Here is a 17,839-nt window from a genome sequence, read left to right on the forward strand (position 1 = left end):
GGGGATACGCTGTCCGTTACCAAAGAGTTAACTCATGTTGCTAGGTGCCGGGTACACCCGGCGGATATGGGCAGCCGATGTATGAGCGGGATCCGTTCCGCACAGCCCGTGAAGTGTCAGTGCCGGTCGCAGAGGAATTGGCCGCGGCCGGGTTCGAGGATGCCGAGGAGATCGGGCGGGGCGGTTTTGGGGTGGTCTACCGCTGTACCCAGACCGAGCTGGACCGGACTGTGGCAGTGAAGGTGCTGACCGCCGAGCTGGACACCACCAGTCGGGTGCGTTTCTTCCGGGAGCAGCGGGCTATGGGTCGGCTGACTGGTCATCCGAATATCGTCACGATATTGCAGGCGGGCACCACCGCGAGTGGACGGCCGTATCTGGTGATGCCGTATCACCCGTTGGGCTCCCTGGATACCCGGATCCGTGGGCAGGGTCGACTCCCGGTGGAGACCGTGTTGTGGATCGGGGTGAAGATCGCGGGGGCGCTGGAGACCGTGCACCGCCTGGGCATCCTGCATCGAGACGTGAAACCGGGCAACATCCTTCTCACCGATTACGGCGAGCCCGCGCTGACAGACTTCGGAATCGCGCGCATCACCGGCGGATTCCAGACCACCTCGGGTACCCTGACTGGATCCCCAGCGTTCACCGCCCCGGAGGTGTTGGAAGGCGAGGCTCCCACGCCGGCTGCGGACGTGTATGGGTTGGGCGCCACTTTGTTCTGTGCGTTGACCGGGCATGCGGCGTTCGAACGGCGTAGCGGAGAGAACGTGGTGGCTCAGTTCCTGCGGATCACCACCCAGCCGGTGCCGGACCTGCACGAGCACGGCATCGCTGCCGACATTTCCACGATCGTTTCGACGGCGATGAACCGTGACCCGCACCAGCGGCCCTCGTCGACCGCGCTGGGGGAAGCACTCCGGCAAGCACAGCGCAACCATGGATTCACCGTCGATGAGATGGCATTACACGACGGACCCGACCGCGAGCTCCGGGACCGTAAACCCGCCACCCCGGGGTGGCGTCCGCAGACGGCGGAGGTGGGTCGTCGCACCGCGGGCCTGCTGCCCTTGGAGTTGACCAGTTTCGTCAACCGCCGCGCCGAGTTGGCGGAGCTGAAGAATCTGCTGTCCTCGGCCCGGCTGGTGACGTTGACCGGGATCGGCGGGATCGGCAAAACCCGGCTGGCGCTGCGAGCCGCGTCGACCGCGCGTCGGGAGTTTCCCGATGGGATATGGCTGGTCGAACTGGCCGACATCTCCGACCCATCACTGCTCGTCGGCGTGATTGCAGCCACCCTCGGACTGCGCGATGATTCAGCACGACCGCTACCGCAGGTTGTGGTCGACTTCCTGTCCGCACGCAACTCGCTGCTGGTCCTGGACAACTGCGAACAACTGGTCGCGGCCGTGGCCGAGTCGGTCGAAACCTGGCTTCAGGCCTGTCCACATCTGCGAATCCTGACCACAAGCCGCGAACCGCTCGATATAGCCGGAGAGTCGGTACTGCGGGTGCCACCGCTGACCGTGCCGAACCCGAAACAGGAAACGCCGCTGCGCGGACTACCCCGCTACGATGCGGTCACCTTGCTCGCCGACCGCGCGACCGCAGTCGTGCCAAGTTTCGAACTCACCGACGACAACAAGGACACCATCGCCCGCATCTGCGCCCGGCTGGATGGACTACCACTGGCGATCGAGCTCGCCGCAGCCCGGATGCGGGCAATGTCCCCTGAACAGATCCTGCAACGCCTAGATGACCGCTTTGCCCTACTGACGCGCGGCAGTCGCACCGCACCCACACGCCAACAGACCCTGCGATGGTCCATCGACTGGAGCTACCAGCTGTGCACCTCGGCCGAACAACGGTTGTGGGCGCGGCTATCAGTGTTCACTGGAGGCTTCGAACTCGATGCCGCCGAACAAATCTGCGGCACCGACCTGGCACCGGACAGCCCTCTCGATGTGCTGTCCGCACTCGTGGACAAGTCGATCCTGATCCGAGACGAATCCCACGGCGTGGTGCGATTCCGAATGCTCGAGACGGTCCAGGATTTCGGTCGGCAAAAACTACGTGAGTCCGGTGAGGATCAGCTGGTACGAAGCAAGCACCGCGACTGGTATCAACGGCTGGCGCTGGAGGCGGAGGCGGGGTGGATCAGCGACCGGCAGCCGTACTGGTTCGCCAGGCTCGACCGCGAACTACCGAATCTACGCGACGCGCTCGAACACTGCCTGGCGGAAAACTCCGAGGAAGCAGCGGAAGCCGGGCTACAGACCGCCGCCGCACTATATATGTTCTGGATTTTCCCAGGTCTATACGGCGAAGCTCGGCGCTGGATCGACCGGGTCCTGAACCACCCTGCCCGGCAAGCCATACCCGACCGTGTCAGAGCGCTCTATGCAGGCTGCTGCCTGGCGGCGATGCAGGGCGATTTGCCAGCAGCGACGACCCTGGTGGAACAGGGACTCGCGCTTGCCGAACAGGACGCCACCCCGATGACCCAAGCGCTGATCGCCCACGCCGACGGCGCCGTGGCGCTCTACCGCGGTGAGATTGCCCGCGCAACCTCATCCCTCGAACGCGCTGTCGAACTGCTCAACCCGAATCCGCGAGGATATCTCTATCTTGCTGCTCTGACCCTGCTCGGTTGGGCACACGAACTCGCCGGCGACACACAACGGGCGATCGAGTATCACCGACAAGTGCTTTCCATCACCCAAACGTGCGGCGAACTACTCTTCCAGTCGACGGCCTTGTGGGGCATCGGCGTTGCCGCCTGGCAGCAAGGTGAACGGTCTCGGGCAACTGAGCTGCTCGCGAATGCACTGCGCGTCAACCAGCGAATGCACAGCCCAGTTGTCGCCGCAGCGAGTCTCGAGTCGCTGGCGTGGACGGCCTGCGCCGACGGCGACGTCGAGCGTGCGGCAGTGCTCACGGGAGCCGCGCACGAAGTAGACCGGTCGGCGGGGATCATTTCGAGCATCGTCCCAACAATGCGGCAGCATCACGACGAATGTATCCGGCTGATGCAATCCGCCCTCGGGGCACGCAGATTCGAATCGGCCTTCCAGCACGGCCAAGCGATGGACATGGATGCAGCCGTGGCCTACGCCCTCGGCGAGCAGCCCACCGACACGAAACTCACGTCGGGTCCCTTTGCCGAGCTGACCAAGCGTGAGCGGCAGGTCGCAGACCTCGTCGCCCAAGGCTTCACCAACAAGCAGATCGCCGCCAAACTGGTGATCTCCCAACGCACCGCACAGGGGCACGTGGAACACATCCTGACCAAACTCGGATTCACCTCCCGCGCGCAGATCGCAGCCTGGATCGCCACAGACGCCGAACAACAGAATCATCGACCTCCTGTCAACGACTGAACCGCCTCGGCGGACGGGAGACTTGGCGGCGCAGAGTCGGGCAATCGGGTATCGATCCAGCTCCCCCAACGGATCTCGATCGGATCCGGGCCGCGGTCACCCCGCTGCTCGAACACACCGGTCCCAGCGCCTTCGAAGGTGAACGCACCCAACGCGTCTACGGCGTGCCGCCCAAGGTCGCGGCCCGGCCCCGGGGCCTACTCTCACTTGGTGGTGGGCGCCAGCGGCTGGCTGATCGTGGTGAAGTACTGGACGGCTGCCATGATCGTCATCGGGGCGGTGACCAACAGCTGGCCCGCGATCGTGCCGAGCGCACCGAGGGCCACGATTCCGCCCAAGCAGCCGATCGCTGCGGCCGGGAGGAAACCGCCGAACAGCCCGACAATGGCGGCCGAAGCGACTGTCGCGCCGGCGATGCCGCCGACGAGGCAACCCACGGCCGCTCCGCCGAGGCCACCGACCAGCGTGCCGACGGTCGCACCCATGGTGATGGTGCTGGCCATCCGGCTCCAGGCGGCCTGTTCGCGGTCGTAGGAGTTCTTCCAGGGCGCCTGGTCCTCGAACGGCAGGGCTACGGGACTGTAGGTGGCGTGTTGCGGATCGAACAGCGGGGTGAGTGTCGCGGTGTGATTCGCTATCCGAGCATCGATGGGGAAGACGAAATCGTCTATGCGGAATGACAATTCGGTTCCGGCCAGCACGGTGCCGTCACCCGATCGTATTGTGAATTCGCCGTTCTCGACGACCATCGATCCCGCGTCGATGTTGATGATGGTGGAGTGTTCGGTGGTGGTTGCGGTGTAGTCGACGGTGGCCGGGTTGGGCGGCGGGGTGGCGGTCGCCTGCCCCGCATCGAGTCCCACGGCCGCGACGAGCAGCATTGATGCCGCTGCAGTCTTCCTCATCGGACGTTTCCTTTTCTTCTTCTCGAACCGGATCGGTCGAGTTCTGGGCACGCCGCATCACGCCACGACCCGGTCGGGTGCGGCGGGGCGGCCGGTCGAATTCGGGGGTGGCGCTCAGCCGAAATGTTCGGCGAGGGTGGAGATCACGGCAGCGCAGGCCGTGTCGTCGCCGTTGATGCTCGCCCGCAGGGTCTCCCACAAGGCGGCGGTCGCCATGCCCAGTCGCGGCATGACGCAATCGTCGAACTTTGTGCGCAGTTCGCGCTGTGACAGCGGGTTACCGGGGCTGCCGCGCCCGGTGTCGATGTCGACGCGGTATTGCCCGCCGTCGCTGTCGATACCGACTGCGAAGGCCACGACGCGATCGGGGAATGCGGCGGTGGCCTCGGGGTCGGCTTCGAACCGCACTCGCCGGGCGGCAGCGAGAATCCTTTCGTCCATGGCGTTCTCACGGTCGAAGTCCGCGAGTCCGACACCGAGTCCCGATCCGCCGAGCAAGGCCATTGCGACGACCACCGGACCGGAGAAGCGCGCGGCGTAGGCCGTGGGGGGCGCGTATTTCATGGCCTCGGGGAAGGCGACGGTCCGCAGCACCGGTTCCGCCACCCCGATTCGCAGCGCCGCCCCGGGTTCGAGGCGGAATCCCTGAGCCCGCAGTTGTAGTGCGGCGTCGATCGAGGAATGGGTGAACCCGTTGGTAGGGTACGGTTTCGTCGTTACCGACTCGATTCGCCACGCGCCGGCGGTCTCCGATGGCCACCGGACCTCGGCCGGATCGATGCCGAGGAATGCCTGCAGGAATCCGAATCGTCCTTCCAGCGCGGTCGGCGGCGCAGTGGCGCCCGCGGCGGCCAGCTCGGCTGCTAGAACGCCTGCGGTGGAGGCGAATCCGGCGTGCATCGGCTTGGTCTGGCCGCCGGTGCGGTTGCCTTCGAGGATCCCGCCGGACAGCGAGGCGGCGGTCCCGATCGCGTGGGCGAGTTGCTCGGGGGCCAGGCCGCGCAGTAGGCCCGCGGTCACGGCTGCGCCGATTGGCGTGCACACCGCCGTGGGATGGAATCCGCGCTCGAAGAGGATGGAATTGCCATCGGTGACAGCGGTTTCGCCGAGCCAGAGGCTGATCTCCTCCCCTATCGCGATCGCCCGCAGCAGATCGTGGGCACCGCTGCCCGGTCCTTCGTGCGCGATGGCGATGGCCGTCGGCACGATCACACAGCCGGGGTGCACCAGCGACGGCGTCTGGGCGTTGTCGTAGTCGAGCGCGTGTGCGGCCGTGCCCAGGACCAGGGCGAACCGGCCGGTGTCACCGCGAGTGCGGGTGGCGCGTCGGATGGAATCGACGGGGGCCTCGCCGATTCCGGCGATCGCGACGGCAACCGTGTCGATCAAGTGCTCACCGGCCGCCGCGAGGGCCGCCTCGGGCACTTCGGATTTCGAGTAGGCCGTGTGCGCCCAATCAGCCACCGTCCGGGACAGTTCACGAAGCATCGCCGACCTCCCCCGGGATCAGCGCGAGCGGCCGGATCGGGGATCCGGTAGCACCGGTAATCCTCAGCGGCACAGCCAGATACAGCACTTCCTGTACGCCGGTGGCTGCGAGTTCCTCGAAGGTCAGCACCTCCATGATGTGCACGCCGCGCTCTACCAGCAGTACGCCATGTGCGGGCAGCGCCGCGTGACCGATGCCGGGCAGGATCTGATCGGTGGCGATGGTGTCGCTGCAGACGGCCCGGATCCCGGTGTCGGCAAGGTATTCCGCGGCCTCGGCCGTGATACCGGGGACGCCGGTCTCGTGACCGACGTACGCGGCGGGGTCGTGATAGAGCTGCGGCCAGCCGGTGCGGATGAGCGCGACGTCGCCGGCGCCCGGAACAGTGTCACCGAACGCCGCGCGCAAATGCTCGGCGGTGATACCGAATCCGGGTTCGAGCCGCGGCACGGCGAGCAGTTTCGGGATATCGGCGAGCACACCGCGGCACAGGAACGGCGCTACCGTGTCCACGCCGTGCACGGTGAACGAACCGCCGACGCTTGCCGCGTGAGCGTCCACGTCGCCGTACATGCGGCCGTCGATGGCGGCGTGGCACAGCGCGTCCAGGTGGGTGCCGACGTGGCCGCCGGTGACGATGAGTTCGTTCGCGCCCGATCCGCCTTGGGCGTTCACCCGGTCGCCGTGCCTGCGCAGCAGGGCCATCCGGAAGCCCGGGTGACTGGGTGAGCAGGGCATGCCGTTCTCGAGCGGCTGTCCCAGTTCGATGGTGCGCAGACCCGCGAGGGCATCGGTGACGGTCCGCAGTTCGGCGACGGAATCGGTTGTGTGGTTGGTCATTTCAGGTCCTCGGAGAAGCGGCCGTCGTAGGCCTTGGTGGCGTCGATGCCGGATTTGTTCAGAACGGTGCTCACGAACTGGGCCGCCTTGGCGGCTTCGCCGGGGTTGATGGCCGCCGTGGCGGGCGTGGCCTTGACGATCGGGTCCCAGCTCTGCGCGAACTGTGAGTCGGTCATCTCGGGAAAGCGGGATCGCAGCAGGGCGGCGGCCTGGTCCGGCTGGCCGTGGATGAAGGCGTCGGCCTTGTTCAGCGCGACAGCGAAGCAGCGCATCACCGGTTCCTTCCGGTTCATGGTGGCGTTGCTGGTGGCCGCGACGCCATAGAGCAGATTGTCCAGGTCGGGCGCGATGCCGGAGGCCAGGCGCAGCATGACGCGCCCGTCCCCGCGCTCGGCGGCCACCAGGGAGGCCGGCGGCCCGATGATGTAGGCGTCGACCGAGCCGTTGGCGAAGGCGGCGACGGTCTCGGCCGCACCGCCCGCGGCGACAATGGTCACATCGGAGTCGGGATTCATCCCCGCACGCCGCAGCAGATACCGCAGCGTTTGGTCGGCCCCCGAGCCGACCGAAGTGACGGCCACCCGGTGTCCGCGCAGCGCGCGCACGGCGGTGTCGAGATCCGCGCCGGCGGGCGGCGCGAAGCGGTTCTTCACGCCGACGTCGGCGGTGTTGCGATCGGCGGTGGCGGCGAAGGCCACCAGCGGCGCGCCGCGCTCGGCCGCGCTGAGGATCGCGGCGAAGGTCGTCAGTGCGACGTCCACACTGCCGCCCGCCAGGGCCTGGATCGCCTCCGAACCCCCACCCATCTCCAGTGTTTCGACCTTCAGCCCGCCCTCGCCGAAGTAACCCTTGTCCTGTGCGACATACAGTGCCGCGTATTGCAGATTGCCGACCGTGGACTGGCCGATCTTCACCGTCTGCCCCGAACAGTCGGTGACTCTGGTCCCGCCCCCAGCGCAGCCGGCGACGGCGGACCCGATGAGGGCGAGCGCGGCGACGACTGCCGCGAGTCTGGTTCTGGTTGACATGGCGATCTCTCTCATTTCCACCGGGAGCTCAGGCTCTCGGCGCGGGTCACCGCGATATTGAGCAGCAGTGCGACCACCACGAGCACGGCGATGGCGGCGAACGTGCCGGCGGTGTCGAAGGTGTTGGCGGAAGTCTTGAGCAGGTGGCCCAATCCCTCGTTGGACGCCGTGATCTCGGAGACCACCGCACCAAGCAGCGAATACGGCACGGCCAGCCGCATTCCGGTCAGGATCCACGACATCGTGTGCGGCAGAATCACTTTCGTCAACCGTTGCCGGCCGTTGGCGCCGAGCACCGTGACGACTCCGAGCAGTTCGGAATCCGCATCCCGGGCACCGGCGAAGGTGTTGTAGAAGACGAGGAAGAAGCACACCAGCGCGGTCATCACGACCTTGGCCTGCAGGCCGATGCCGAACCACAGGATGAACAGCGGCGCCAGCGCGAGTTTGGGCAGGCTGTTGAGGGCGACAATGAACGGATTGAGCACATCGCCGAGGAATCGGATGCGGCCCAACAGGAATCCAGTAGCGATTCCGGCGATCGATCCGAGCGCCAGGCCGATGGCCATGGCCAGCAGGGTCGCTCGCGCATTCGAGGCCAGGGTGCCATCGCGGGTCCACTCGAGCAGCCGCTCCCCGATCGCTCGTGGCGAGGACACCCAGAACGGATCGATGACCGGTCCCGACAGTCCCTGCCACGCGCCCAGCAGCGCGAGGACGATCAGGATCCGGACCACGAAGACCACCAGCCGGTGCGTGCGCTGTTTCCGGCGATAACGAGTGTCGAAGTCCGCATCGGTCGCGGGAGCCCGCCCGCCCATCGCGGAAGCGGGGACAGCTGCGGCGGTGCTCATGCCGACACTCCCGACTCGACCTCGGGGCTCAATGCCGCCCAGAGGGTTTCGTGCAGGCGCGCATACTCCGGTGCGAAGCGTGCGGAGAACGCGTCGCGGGGCTGGGGCAGCTCGACGGGTTCGTCCAGCAGGACGCGACTGGGCCGGGCGCTCATCACCAGCACCCGGTCACCCAGCGCGATCGCCTCCCCCAGGTCATGGGTGATGAACAGCACGGTGGCATCGGTGCGCGAACGCAGATCGAGCAGTTCGCCCTGCAGCACCGTGCGCAACTGGCTGTCGAGGGCTCCGAAGGGTTCGTCGGCGAGAATGACTTCCGGCTCGTACACCAGCGTGCGGGCGAGGGTGACGCGTTTACGCATACCGCCGGACAGCTGGCGCGGATACGCGTCACCGAACCCGGCCAGCCCGACCAGGTCGAGCACCTCGTCGGTGCGACGGTCGGTCTCGGCCTTGCCCAGGCCGCGCACTTCCAGGGGCAACCGCACATTCGCGCGCACCGTTCGCCACGGCAGCAAATTGTCCTTCTGGGTGACATAGCCGACGCGAGTATTGGCTCCTGTCACGGTTCTTCCGTCGTAACGAACCTCACCGCGGGTCGGCTCCAATAGACCGGCCACCATATTGAGCAGCGTGGACTTGCCGCATCCGCTGGGGCCGACGACACAGCAGAACTGGCCACGCGGAATCGACAGCGACAGCCCGTCGATCGCGCGGAAGGAGCGCGTGGTGTCGCGGAATGTCATTGCAACGTCGGAGAATTCGATCAGGGCGGGAGACCGATCCGACGTGGGGTGATCACTCATGGTCACGTCCTCGTGCACTGGAGGGTTGATATCTTTCGGCCCATTCGAGCGTCAGCCGGGCCGCGGCCACGACCGGTTGATCGACGAATGTGCCGTCGTCCAAGGCGAATCCGCCCGCATGGGCGTCCGCCTCGATGACAATGTGCCGGGCCTGCTCGACCTCGGCAGCCGTCGGCTCGAACGCCTCCGCGATAACCGGTAACTGAGCGGGGTGGATCGCGGCGCGGCCGCGCATACCCAGTCGACGTCCCCGCTCACACGACTCTCGCAGCCCCGCAGCGTCTTTGATGTTTCCGAACACGGCCATCGCCGGCGGTGGCAGCTGAGCCGCGGCCGCGGCCACCACAATTCGGCTGCGCGTCCATTCCAGCGCCTGCTCGTCGAGAGCACGCAGCTCGGCCCGCAAATCGCCCTCCCCCAGCGAAATCGCGGCGACGCCCGGGATGGCGGCGACGCGATAGGCGTTCTCGACACCGGCCGCCGTCTCGATCAGGCAGTGGAAACCGGCTCCCGCCCCACCCGCGCCGACGACGCGGAGGGCCGATTCGATATCGGCCGGTGCTTCCACCCTCGGGAGACGAATGCCGGCGAGCGCGGGCAGCCCGGCGACGGCGTCGAGATCACGCCGCCCGGTCTCGGTGTGAACATTGTTGACCCGCACGTGGATCCGCGGCGCCCCCGTTGCGGGCTCAGCCGCCGCCAGGAACTCGGCCACCGTGGCACGAGCCTGCTGTTTGCGCGACATTGCGACGGCGTCCTGCAGGTCGAGCACCACGACCTCCGCGCCGGAGACCATGGCCTTGCTCATCCGGTCGGGCCGATCGCCAGGGACATAGAGCCAGGTACCCGGGTATCTCATGCGACGACTCCGGCTTGCCGCCAGGCCTCGATCTGCTCGGCAGCGAAGCCGAGGGCTCCGAGCACGTCGTCGGTATCCTGGCCCGGTGCCCGCCCGGGCCAGCGGATTGCGCCCGGGGTCTGCGACAGCCGGAACAGCACATTCTGCATGGCCACCGTCCCCAGTTCCGGATCCGGCAGTCGCACAATGGTTTCCAGTGCCTTGTACTGGGGGTCGCCGAAGATGTCGGCGATGTCGTACACCGGGGAGATCGCCGCCTGCGCCTCGGTGAACGCCTGGACGACCTCTGCGGCATCACGGTCGGCGATCCAGCTCGCCACCGCACCATCGACCTCGTCGACGTGCTGGACGCGGCCGTAGCCGCTCGCGAACCACGGCTGTGCCACCAGATCCGGGCGACCGACGAGGGTCATCACGCGCTCGGCGATGGACTGGGCGCTGGTCGAAACCGCCAGCCAGCGGCCATCGCGGGTGCGGTAGATATTGCGCGGCGCATTGTTGTCCGACCGGTTTCCGGTGCGGCGCGGCACCACGCCGAGGGCGTCGTAGGTGGTGATCTGCGCGCCGAGCATCATCAGGATCGGTTCGATAATGGCCAGGTCCACCACCTGGCCGCGGCCGGTGCGCTCACGCTCGCGCAGCGCCACCATGATCGCGAAAGCCGTTGCCAGCCCGGCGATTCCATCCGCGAGAGCCAGCGGGGGCAGGGTCGGCGGTCCGTCGGGCTCGCCGGTCATGGCGGCGAATCCGCTCATCGCCTCGGCGAGCGTGCCGAAGCCGGGCTCGTGCGAGCGCGGCCCGAACTGCCCGAAAGCGGTGACGCGGGCGATCACCAGCCGCGGGTTCAGCTCGTGCAGCACCTCCGGCCCGAGATTCCAGCGCTCCAGGGTGCCAGGACGGAAATTCTCGATCAGCACATCGGCGTCGGCGAGCAGTGCCCGCGCGATGGCCTGCCCCTGCTCCGCCGACAGGTCGACGCCGATCGGGCGTTTGTTGCGGCCGAGCTGTTTCCAGACGAGCCCGACTCCGTCCTTTCTCGCTCCGTGACCGCGGCTGGGATCGCCGCGCCGCGGGTGTTCGATCTTGACGACGTCGGCGCCGAAGTCCGCCAGCATCGTCGCCGCCAGGGGCCCGGCGAACAGGGTCGCCGCATCCACCACTTTCAGTGACTCAGGACACATCATGGCATTAACTTATAAGTTATAAAATGAAGCGTCAAGGGGTCTGTGGAGGCACTACGATCAGGACAGACGGCGACACGAGAAACAGGAGGCCCGACTCGATGGCACGGCGCAGCGCATCGGCCGCAACCGGAACGGGACAGCCCGACACCGGTACCACCGCATCCGCCCCGACCTACGCCAAGGTCAAACCGCCCGGCAGCCGCGCCAGTTACGTTCAGGACGTGCTCCGGTCGGAAATCCTCAGCGGCGCAATGCCTCCCGGCACGCCGATCCTGCAGGACAAGGTCGCCGAACGCCTCGGCGTCTCCATTACGCCGGTGCGGGAGGCTCTGCGGAATCTGGAATCGGTCGGATTGGTTGTCTACGAGCCGAATTTCGGCGCCAAGGTCGCCGAACTCGCCGCCGGCGAAATGGAAGAGCTGTATCTGCTGCGTGCCGCCGTCGAGGGCCTCGCCGCTCGGCTCGCCGCCACCTCGATCTCCCCCGCCGAAGTGCAGCGGCTACACGAAATCCATGGGGAACTGCGCACCGCGCTCGATGCGGGCGACCCCTCACGAATGGCCGCCGCCAGCCGGCAGTTCCACGCCCAGATCGCCCGCGCCGGCGGACGCTCCATCATCGCCCGGCACCTGCAGTGGATCTGGGAGAGTCACCCCATCCCCATCGAGCAATCAGTGTGGTCGAACCCGAAAGTCGCCGCACAGGCCGTGGACTCCAATGCCAGGTTGCTGGCCCTGCTCGAAGTCGGCGACGCCGAAGGCGCCGAAAACCATATGGTGCAGCAAGTCCGGCTGGCCGCCTCCGCCCGCCTGGCCACCATGCACAGTCGGGAGGAGAAGTCCGGGGCGTGATCACGGCACGAGATCGGCGACGAATCGCAGCTCGGCATCGGCCATGTGACGGCGGCGTCGCCGTCGACAACGGCTGCGTGAAGTCGCCGACGACAGGCTGCGCACCATTGTGTCCGGGGTCCACGCAGTCGGGGACCTCGTCGCCGCCGCTCTACCCGATCGAGGCCGGGAACGCCGAAAGCGACGACTGGCTACCTGGGCACTACGACACGGCGACAACGGTTTTCCCGATGGTCGCGCCCGATTCGACGCGGTGATGCGCCCAAGCGGCCTGTTCGAGGGGCAGCACCGTATTCACCTCTACGCGTACGGATCCGCCGGCAATCAGGTCGACCGCTTGCCGCAGCGCGTCTCCCGCCAGATCTGGGCGGTCCGCGCTCAGGGCTCCGAGACTGAAGCCGGCGACGGTGCGGCCAGCGAAGAACAGTTGGACGCGATCCTCGCCGACACGAGGATCTCAGCGAGCAACACGCGCACGGTCGATCCCATCGAATCGGTCATTTCAGCACATATGGTTCATCGGGCCGCTCAACCACACCCACCAAATCGGATACGATCGGACAATCCCAATCCGAAACCGATCACGCCGGGACGAGGCCCGGCGTGAAATCGAAGTTACTACCGACTCCCTATTTCAGGGCGTTCTCCGCGGTACCCCCAGAGATAAAGTCCACGGTTCCCAAGCCTTGGGCATTGGCCAGTTCCTCGGTCAGATACCGGATTGCCGCAGCATCAAGGATCGAGTGGTAGCTTCCATCCTCGGAGAAGTTGACATTGGCACCCTCGACCCGCACGAGAATAACTGTGTCCTCGGTGTTCGATTCAGGGCAGACGAAGGTATGTGTGGATGCTGCGGGCTCAAAAAGGTAGGAGCCAGCCGTTTGTGGCTGTTCCGGATATTCGAGGTAATACCATTTGCCTGACAAGGTATAGACCTCAGCAATACCGGTGTGATAGTGGAGTGGAATCACCGCACCTGGCGAGAAGGTCGCCAACACCAGCCACACGCCGGCTTCAACGTCCAGTCGCAGCGGCTGAAAATGCACTCCCGGACCTAGTGCATCCCTGATCAGCGGTGTTCCACCGACGTTTACCGTCAGAATCTCGGTCTGCGGCAGAGCGACAAAGGGAAGAAGCGCTCCGCTCGACGTCCGGACGGGACCAGGAAAATTCATGTTCAACCTCTCTCATATTTCTCTATAATGAATACGCTTGCGAATCTCGAATCAGCGCGAGAACCTTCCGCGTATCGGAATGTCAAGCCGCGAAGATCAGTGCGCGGATCCAGCCCCATTTCAGCGTCGCATGATCCCTTGCTCACGCGCGAAAGAGAGTATCTGGCGACGGCTACTGCTCTTCAAGAGTGCACGAAGAATCGCTTTCAGACCGATCTGACGGAGCAAACCTACCCGGTCGATCTCGTCCCAATGTTCTACACAGATCCCGTCCTCGACCCGCCAAATATCAATCGAAGTCATTTCGACGTGCTTGCCGGTCGGAGCTATACCGATGAGCGGCCCGGTGTGCGTACCTGTCATAGAAATTCTGGCTACAACCTTATCGCCCTCGGCAACAATATCGTTGATCACCATCCGCCCATCGGGAAATGCAGTCTGGAGGATGTCCGCCATACGCTTGACCGGCTCACGGCCGTTGGGGGTCGGATTATGCTGAATATAGTCGTCGGACATAAGGGAGTCGAGCAATCCGTGGTTTGCCACAGAAAATGCCTCCATGAGGCGCACCACGACATCCTTGTTGATATCTTGGATATCCAACTTCACAACTTCCTTCCCTGTGAATGATTCTTTTCCGGTTATTGGAGGGCAGCCGCAAAATCAGCAAACCTGTCGGCATCACGCAATACCGGCCCGTGCCCGAAGCAGACCAAGTCCGGACCGAGCCCGGCCAGTCTGGCAATGGACTTACGATTGCCCCGAGGATCCGCCGTCAAGAATTCGAACGGTTCCCGCAATCCGCGGACTCCCGTGAACGGATGGTGGCCGCTCGCAACATCGCCGAGCAGAAGAGTCCGGTCCGACTCGCGCCAGAACGCCAAGTGACCAACCGTGTGTCCAGGAACTTCGAGGACTTCGAAACTCCCGACCCGATCACCCTCACGAAGCCGCCGGTCGACCACCGCCGGCGGGCCGCCCTGGAGGCGGCTCAATATCCTGGGAGCAGGATGATCCGGAAATCGGTCGTACATCAGCCCGAGCGTCTCGACCGCCGCGGCATCGGCATGACCGACCCACAAAGGGATTCCCAATTCCTCACAAATTTTCCTACTCGCCCCGAAGTGATCGGGATGCGCATGCGTTACCGCATGCGCCCGAATATCAAAACGCGCTATATCACGTAGTATGCGTCGGCCGCTGTACCGGGTTCCGGCATCGACGAGAACGCCGTCGATTACGTAGGAATTGATAGAGTACCTCGGATACCCGCAAATCTGGTATACATCCTCGGCCAGTTCGGTGATCATTGCCATTCCTAACAGCGTTCAGGCTACTGGATTTATCAAGCTGGCAACTGTGGTGCGCGCGAGATGATCCGATTCAAACCTCTCGACAACACGTCGACGAATGGCACGAGCAGGTGCAGTGCGCCTGTGAACCATCCATCCGTATTGACGAGATTTACGCTGCATATCTCGAACTCGTTTGTACCTGCCGGTTTGGAAGCGATGCAACGCGTCCGCAATTTCAGTCGAATTGACCAGGATTCGAGCCAGCGTGATCGCATCCTCGATTGCCATAGAACCGCCCTGCCCGAGATCTGGGGTCATGGCGTGCGCTGCGTCCCCGATCAGAACTACTCGCCTCGAGATCCACTTCGGTAGGACTACCTGCTCGATATCGCCGTAATGGATCGCATCCTCATCCGGATTCGAATCCACGATATACCTGGCCGGTCCCTTGAAATCGCTGAACAGTTCACGCAGGAGATTCATATTCTCGGACGGATCACGCACCGCGCCTCGAGCGGAAAGAAAAGTAGAGTACGAATACAGAAGATCGTCACCGATTGGAAGTATCCCCATTCTCCGACCACTACCCCAGAGTTCACACATACCTTCGAACCCCTGCGGTCGCGGGATAACCACTCGAATCGCGCAGTAGCCCGCATAATGGCGATCAACCTCTCCGAAGACCAGTTTCCTGACCTTTGAATTCCGCCCGTCGGCGCCGACGACGAGGTCGTACTCCGCGCTGGTCCCGTCGCTGAATTCTGCGACCACACCCTTGTCGAGCTCCCTCAATGCGGTCACGGTGATCCCGAGTCGCGGGCTATTCTCGAGCGAGCCGGCGAGGACGTCATGCAGAGCCCCGCGGTGTATCCCGGTCGTTGACGCTCCATAGACATCCGCCACGGAGCTGAACCGGAATCCGTTCATGCGGTTTCCATCCGAGTCCAGGAGAGTCACGCTGTTGAGCTGAACCCCACGCTCCTGGACCGCACTCCCCAATCCAATGGAGTTCAACGCCAGAACTCCGTTGAATCCGATCGCAATTCCAGATCCGACTGGGCGCCATTCAGGCGCGAGGTCGATTACATCAGCGGAAGCGCCGTGACGCTTCAAAGCGGCAGCAAACGTCAATCCCGCAATCCCGCCGCCGACAATCAAGATCCTCTGTGGTATCGCCACCAATACTCCTTCAGCAACCAGCCTGCTTTACTACACTCGTAGCAGTTCTTGCTACAGTTGTAGACCTACTTACTAGGGCTGTCAAGAGTGGATGGGATACTGACCTCATGCGACAGAGTTCAGATGTCATCGACCGCCGCGCTCGCCTGCTTGACGCCGCAATTCAGGTGATCGGCACGAAGGGCCTCGCAGCGGTCACGCACCGGTCGGTGCAGGAGACCGCCGGCGTACCGCATGGCGCTGTCACTTACTACTTCGGTACCCGAAACGATCTGGTGGTAGCCGCAGTCGAGCGCCTCGCCGAACTCGACGAGAAGCGCCTGACCGACCTCATGCACGAGCTGATGCTGGTACTGGCCCGCCGCTCACCTGAGCCGGACTACGACTCGCTTCAGCAGGCTCTCATCGAATGGATCGAAAGTGACCCGATCCACCAAATCGCAAGGTACGAGGTACTACTGGAAGGCACCCGGAATCCTGCGGTTCGAGCCGCCGTCAGCAGCGGCGCCGCCGCGATGTGGCGTGCGGTCAGGCCAATCGCCGTTGCAGCCGGTTCCGACGACCCCGATCATGATGCCCGCATCATCGTCGCACTGCTCGACGGCCTGATCTTCGATCGATTCACCCGCGCACCCGACGATCTGACTCCCCTGCGCCATGGGCTGGAGCGCGTGCTGAATACCTGGCGTCCGTAGACAGACCGCTGTCGTCGCGCCGCGGGACGCGAATCCGATCCGACCGCGGCGGTCATCGACTCGCAGTCGATCCGCGCCGCCGAAATTGCTGCAGCGCCACCCGATTTCGACGCAGGGGAGAAAGTGGCGGGCCGCAAACGCGATGTCATCGTCGACTGTTTGGGCCTGCTGCTGATTGTGCTCACCGGCGCGAGCACCCCAGGGCCGCGACGGCGCCCGGCCGGCCCTGGGACAGCTGCGGAACCGTTCAACACCATCAGCCCTCATCCGGGCCGACGGCGCCTACGTCGGCGGTGCGCGCGGCGATCGACCAAAGCTGATCGAGCATGGAATCGACGTCGGTCGAGATCGGTTACGACGCGGCAGCCCACCATCCGGATAGACCGGCGTTGGGGCTCAGCGCTCCTTCCGCGCCGCGCCCCGCCTCTTCGCGCGCTGCCCATGAATCACGGCCAGCGCGTGCTTCTGGGCGAGAATGGCGAGGGCCTCGTTCAGTTCGTCGAACAAGGTGCCGGCGGCCTCCCCGTTCCATGCCGGGGGCAGTAGTGACAATGGGAGACCGGGATCACGATACGGTAGCCGGCGCCATTCGGTCAGTATCGGGACGTAGAGCTGGAACGCTTCCTGCGGGGCGATATTCGTCGCGGTTACCTGGTAGAGGACGGGCCGGTACCGCTGGAGGAAGTCTGTGTACAGCTGAGTGAGCTCTGGCAGATTCCACCATTGACGCACCTTCACGCGCATGTCACCGAATCCGAGGTGGCGGCCGGTGAACATGTCGACGTAGCCGGACAACTCGCGACGGTCCAACATCTGACGGGTCTCCCGGGCCAGTGTTCCGGGGCCGACCCAGACGCCCGGTGCCGCGGTGCCGAAGCCGAGCCGGGTCAGGCTCGATCGGAGCGCGTGGCGTTTCTCGCGCTCCGACTCGGGCACAGAGAAAACGACCAGAATCCAACCGTCTTCCTCGGATGCCCTGGCGCGATGGAAGATTCGCACATCGCCTTCGGCCAACGCCTCCAGCGTCGATTCCGAAAGGGAGTATCCGACCGCACCCGCGTTCTGCTCGCTCAGTAGTACGCCGCGTCGCTTGAGCCGTGATATGGAGGATCGGACCGCCTGGGCATCTACTCCCAGATCTCCCATCAGCGCGATCACCGACGCCGTGGACAGCCAGTTGCCTTCGGCACGCGCGCACAGACCGAAGATGGTGATGATCAACTGAGCGAGGCGAGCTTCTCGTCCGCGCACATTCGGCACCACTTCCAGCCCTGTCGTCATATTTGCACCATACGTCCC

At 64.9% G+C, this 17,839-nt stretch carries 17 protein-coding genes; 3 read left to right on the plus strand and 14 right to left on the minus strand.

What is annotated here, in order from left to right:
• The first annotated feature begins 77 nt into the window (after positions 1-77).
• Complete coding sequence (locus tag AB0L60_RS32965) at positions 78-3,380, plus strand: protein kinase (RefSeq protein ID WP_364622110.1); 3,303 nt, start codon at positions 78-80, stop codon at positions 3,378-3,380.
• A gap of 203 nt (positions 3,381-3,583) precedes the next feature.
• Here AB0L60_RS32965 and AB0L60_RS32970 read toward each other — a convergent pair whose 3' ends face one another.
• The 8 genes from AB0L60_RS32970 to AB0L60_RS33005 all read right to left on the minus strand — a co-directional run bounded on the left by AB0L60_RS32970 (position 3,584) and on the right by AB0L60_RS33005 (position 11,345).
• Entirely contained in the window at positions 3,584-4,285 is a 702-nt protein-coding gene (locus AB0L60_RS32970) for a hypothetical protein (protein WP_364622112.1), read from the minus strand.
• Between the two features lie 114 nt (positions 4,286-4,399).
• Positions 4,400-5,773 (minus strand): MmgE/PrpD family protein, encoded by a 1,374-nt coding sequence (locus AB0L60_RS32975; protein WP_364622115.1) that lies wholly within the window; start codon positions 5,771-5,773, stop codon positions 4,400-4,402.
• Entirely contained in the window at positions 5,763-6,614 is an 852-nt protein-coding gene (locus AB0L60_RS32980; RefSeq protein WP_364622118.1) for a cyclase family protein, read from the minus strand. The genes AB0L60_RS32975 and AB0L60_RS32980 overlap by 11 nt, the downstream gene beginning before the upstream one ends.
• Entirely contained in the window at positions 6,611-7,642 is a 1,032-nt protein-coding gene (locus AB0L60_RS32985; protein WP_364622121.1) for an ABC transporter substrate-binding protein, read from the minus strand. The genes AB0L60_RS32980 and AB0L60_RS32985 overlap by 4 nt, the downstream gene beginning before the upstream one ends.
• A gap of 11 nt (positions 7,643-7,653) precedes the next feature.
• Entirely contained in the window at positions 7,654-8,496 is an 843-nt protein-coding gene (locus AB0L60_RS32990; RefSeq protein WP_364622124.1) for an ABC transporter permease, read from the minus strand.
• On the minus strand, positions 8,493-9,302 hold the full coding sequence (locus AB0L60_RS32995) for an ABC transporter ATP-binding protein (protein WP_364622127.1): 810 nt from the start codon (positions 9,300-9,302) through the stop codon (positions 8,493-8,495). The genes AB0L60_RS32990 and AB0L60_RS32995 overlap by 4 nt, the downstream gene beginning before the upstream one ends.
• Complete coding sequence (locus AB0L60_RS33000) at positions 9,295-10,161, minus strand: aldolase/citrate lyase family protein (protein WP_364622130.1); 867 nt, start codon at positions 10,159-10,161, stop codon at positions 9,295-9,297. The genes AB0L60_RS32995 and AB0L60_RS33000 overlap by 8 nt, the downstream gene beginning before the upstream one ends.
• Entirely contained in the window at positions 10,158-11,345 is a 1,188-nt protein-coding gene (locus AB0L60_RS33005) for a CoA transferase (RefSeq protein ID WP_364622133.1), read from the minus strand. The genes AB0L60_RS33000 and AB0L60_RS33005 overlap by 4 nt, the downstream gene beginning before the upstream one ends.
• A gap of 98 nt (positions 11,346-11,443) precedes the next feature.
• On the opposite strand from AB0L60_RS33005, the gene AB0L60_RS33010 reads away from it, so the two are divergent.
• Positions 11,444-12,196, plus strand: a complete 753-nt coding sequence (locus AB0L60_RS33010; protein ID WP_364622136.1) for a GntR family transcriptional regulator — start codon at positions 11,444-11,446, stop codon at positions 12,194-12,196.
• A 202-nt stretch (positions 12,197-12,398) separates the two neighbouring features.
• Here the strand turns inward: AB0L60_RS33010 and AB0L60_RS33015 are convergent, their stop codons facing one another.
• From AB0L60_RS33015 to AB0L60_RS33035, 5 genes are all read right to left on the minus strand, one after another.
• The gene (locus AB0L60_RS33015) at positions 12,399-12,623 is read right to left on the minus strand and encodes a zinc-binding dehydrogenase (protein ID WP_364622307.1); all 225 of its coding nucleotides are present in this window, start codon (positions 12,621-12,623) and stop codon (positions 12,399-12,401) included.
• Between the two features lie 202 nt (positions 12,624-12,825).
• Positions 12,826-13,371 (minus strand): 2,4'-dihydroxyacetophenone dioxygenase family protein, encoded by a 546-nt coding sequence (locus AB0L60_RS33020; RefSeq protein ID WP_364622138.1) that lies wholly within the window; start codon positions 13,369-13,371, stop codon positions 12,826-12,828.
• Between the two features lie 120 nt (positions 13,372-13,491).
• The gene (locus AB0L60_RS33025; RefSeq protein ID WP_364622141.1) at positions 13,492-13,980 is read right to left on the minus strand and encodes an ester cyclase; all 489 of its coding nucleotides are present in this window, start codon (positions 13,978-13,980) and stop codon (positions 13,492-13,494) included.
• Between the two features lie 32 nt (positions 13,981-14,012).
• Positions 14,013-14,681, minus strand: a complete 669-nt coding sequence (locus AB0L60_RS33030; protein WP_364622144.1) for an MBL fold metallo-hydrolase — start codon at positions 14,679-14,681, stop codon at positions 14,013-14,015.
• 18 nt (positions 14,682-14,699) lie between these two features.
• Positions 14,700-15,845 (minus strand): FAD-dependent monooxygenase, encoded by a 1,146-nt coding sequence (locus tag AB0L60_RS33035; RefSeq protein ID WP_364622146.1) that lies wholly within the window; start codon positions 15,843-15,845, stop codon positions 14,700-14,702.
• Between the two features lie 107 nt (positions 15,846-15,952).
• Between AB0L60_RS33035 and AB0L60_RS33040 the strand changes: the two genes are divergently transcribed.
• Complete coding sequence (locus AB0L60_RS33040) at positions 15,953-16,540, plus strand: TetR family transcriptional regulator (RefSeq protein ID WP_364622149.1); 588 nt, start codon at positions 15,953-15,955, stop codon at positions 16,538-16,540.
• Positions 16,541-16,936: 396 nt separating this feature from the next.
• Here the strand turns inward: AB0L60_RS33040 and AB0L60_RS33045 are convergent, their stop codons facing one another.
• Complete coding sequence (locus tag AB0L60_RS33045; RefSeq protein ID WP_364622152.1) at positions 16,937-17,821, minus strand: PaaX family transcriptional regulator C-terminal domain-containing protein; 885 nt, start codon at positions 17,819-17,821, stop codon at positions 16,937-16,939.
• Positions 17,822-17,839 lie beyond the last annotated feature (18 nt).

The sequence above is a fragment of the Nocardia sp. NPDC051981 genome, assembly GCF_040680715.1.
Classification (GTDB): Bacteria; Actinomycetota; Actinomycetes; order Mycobacteriales; family Mycobacteriaceae; genus Nocardia.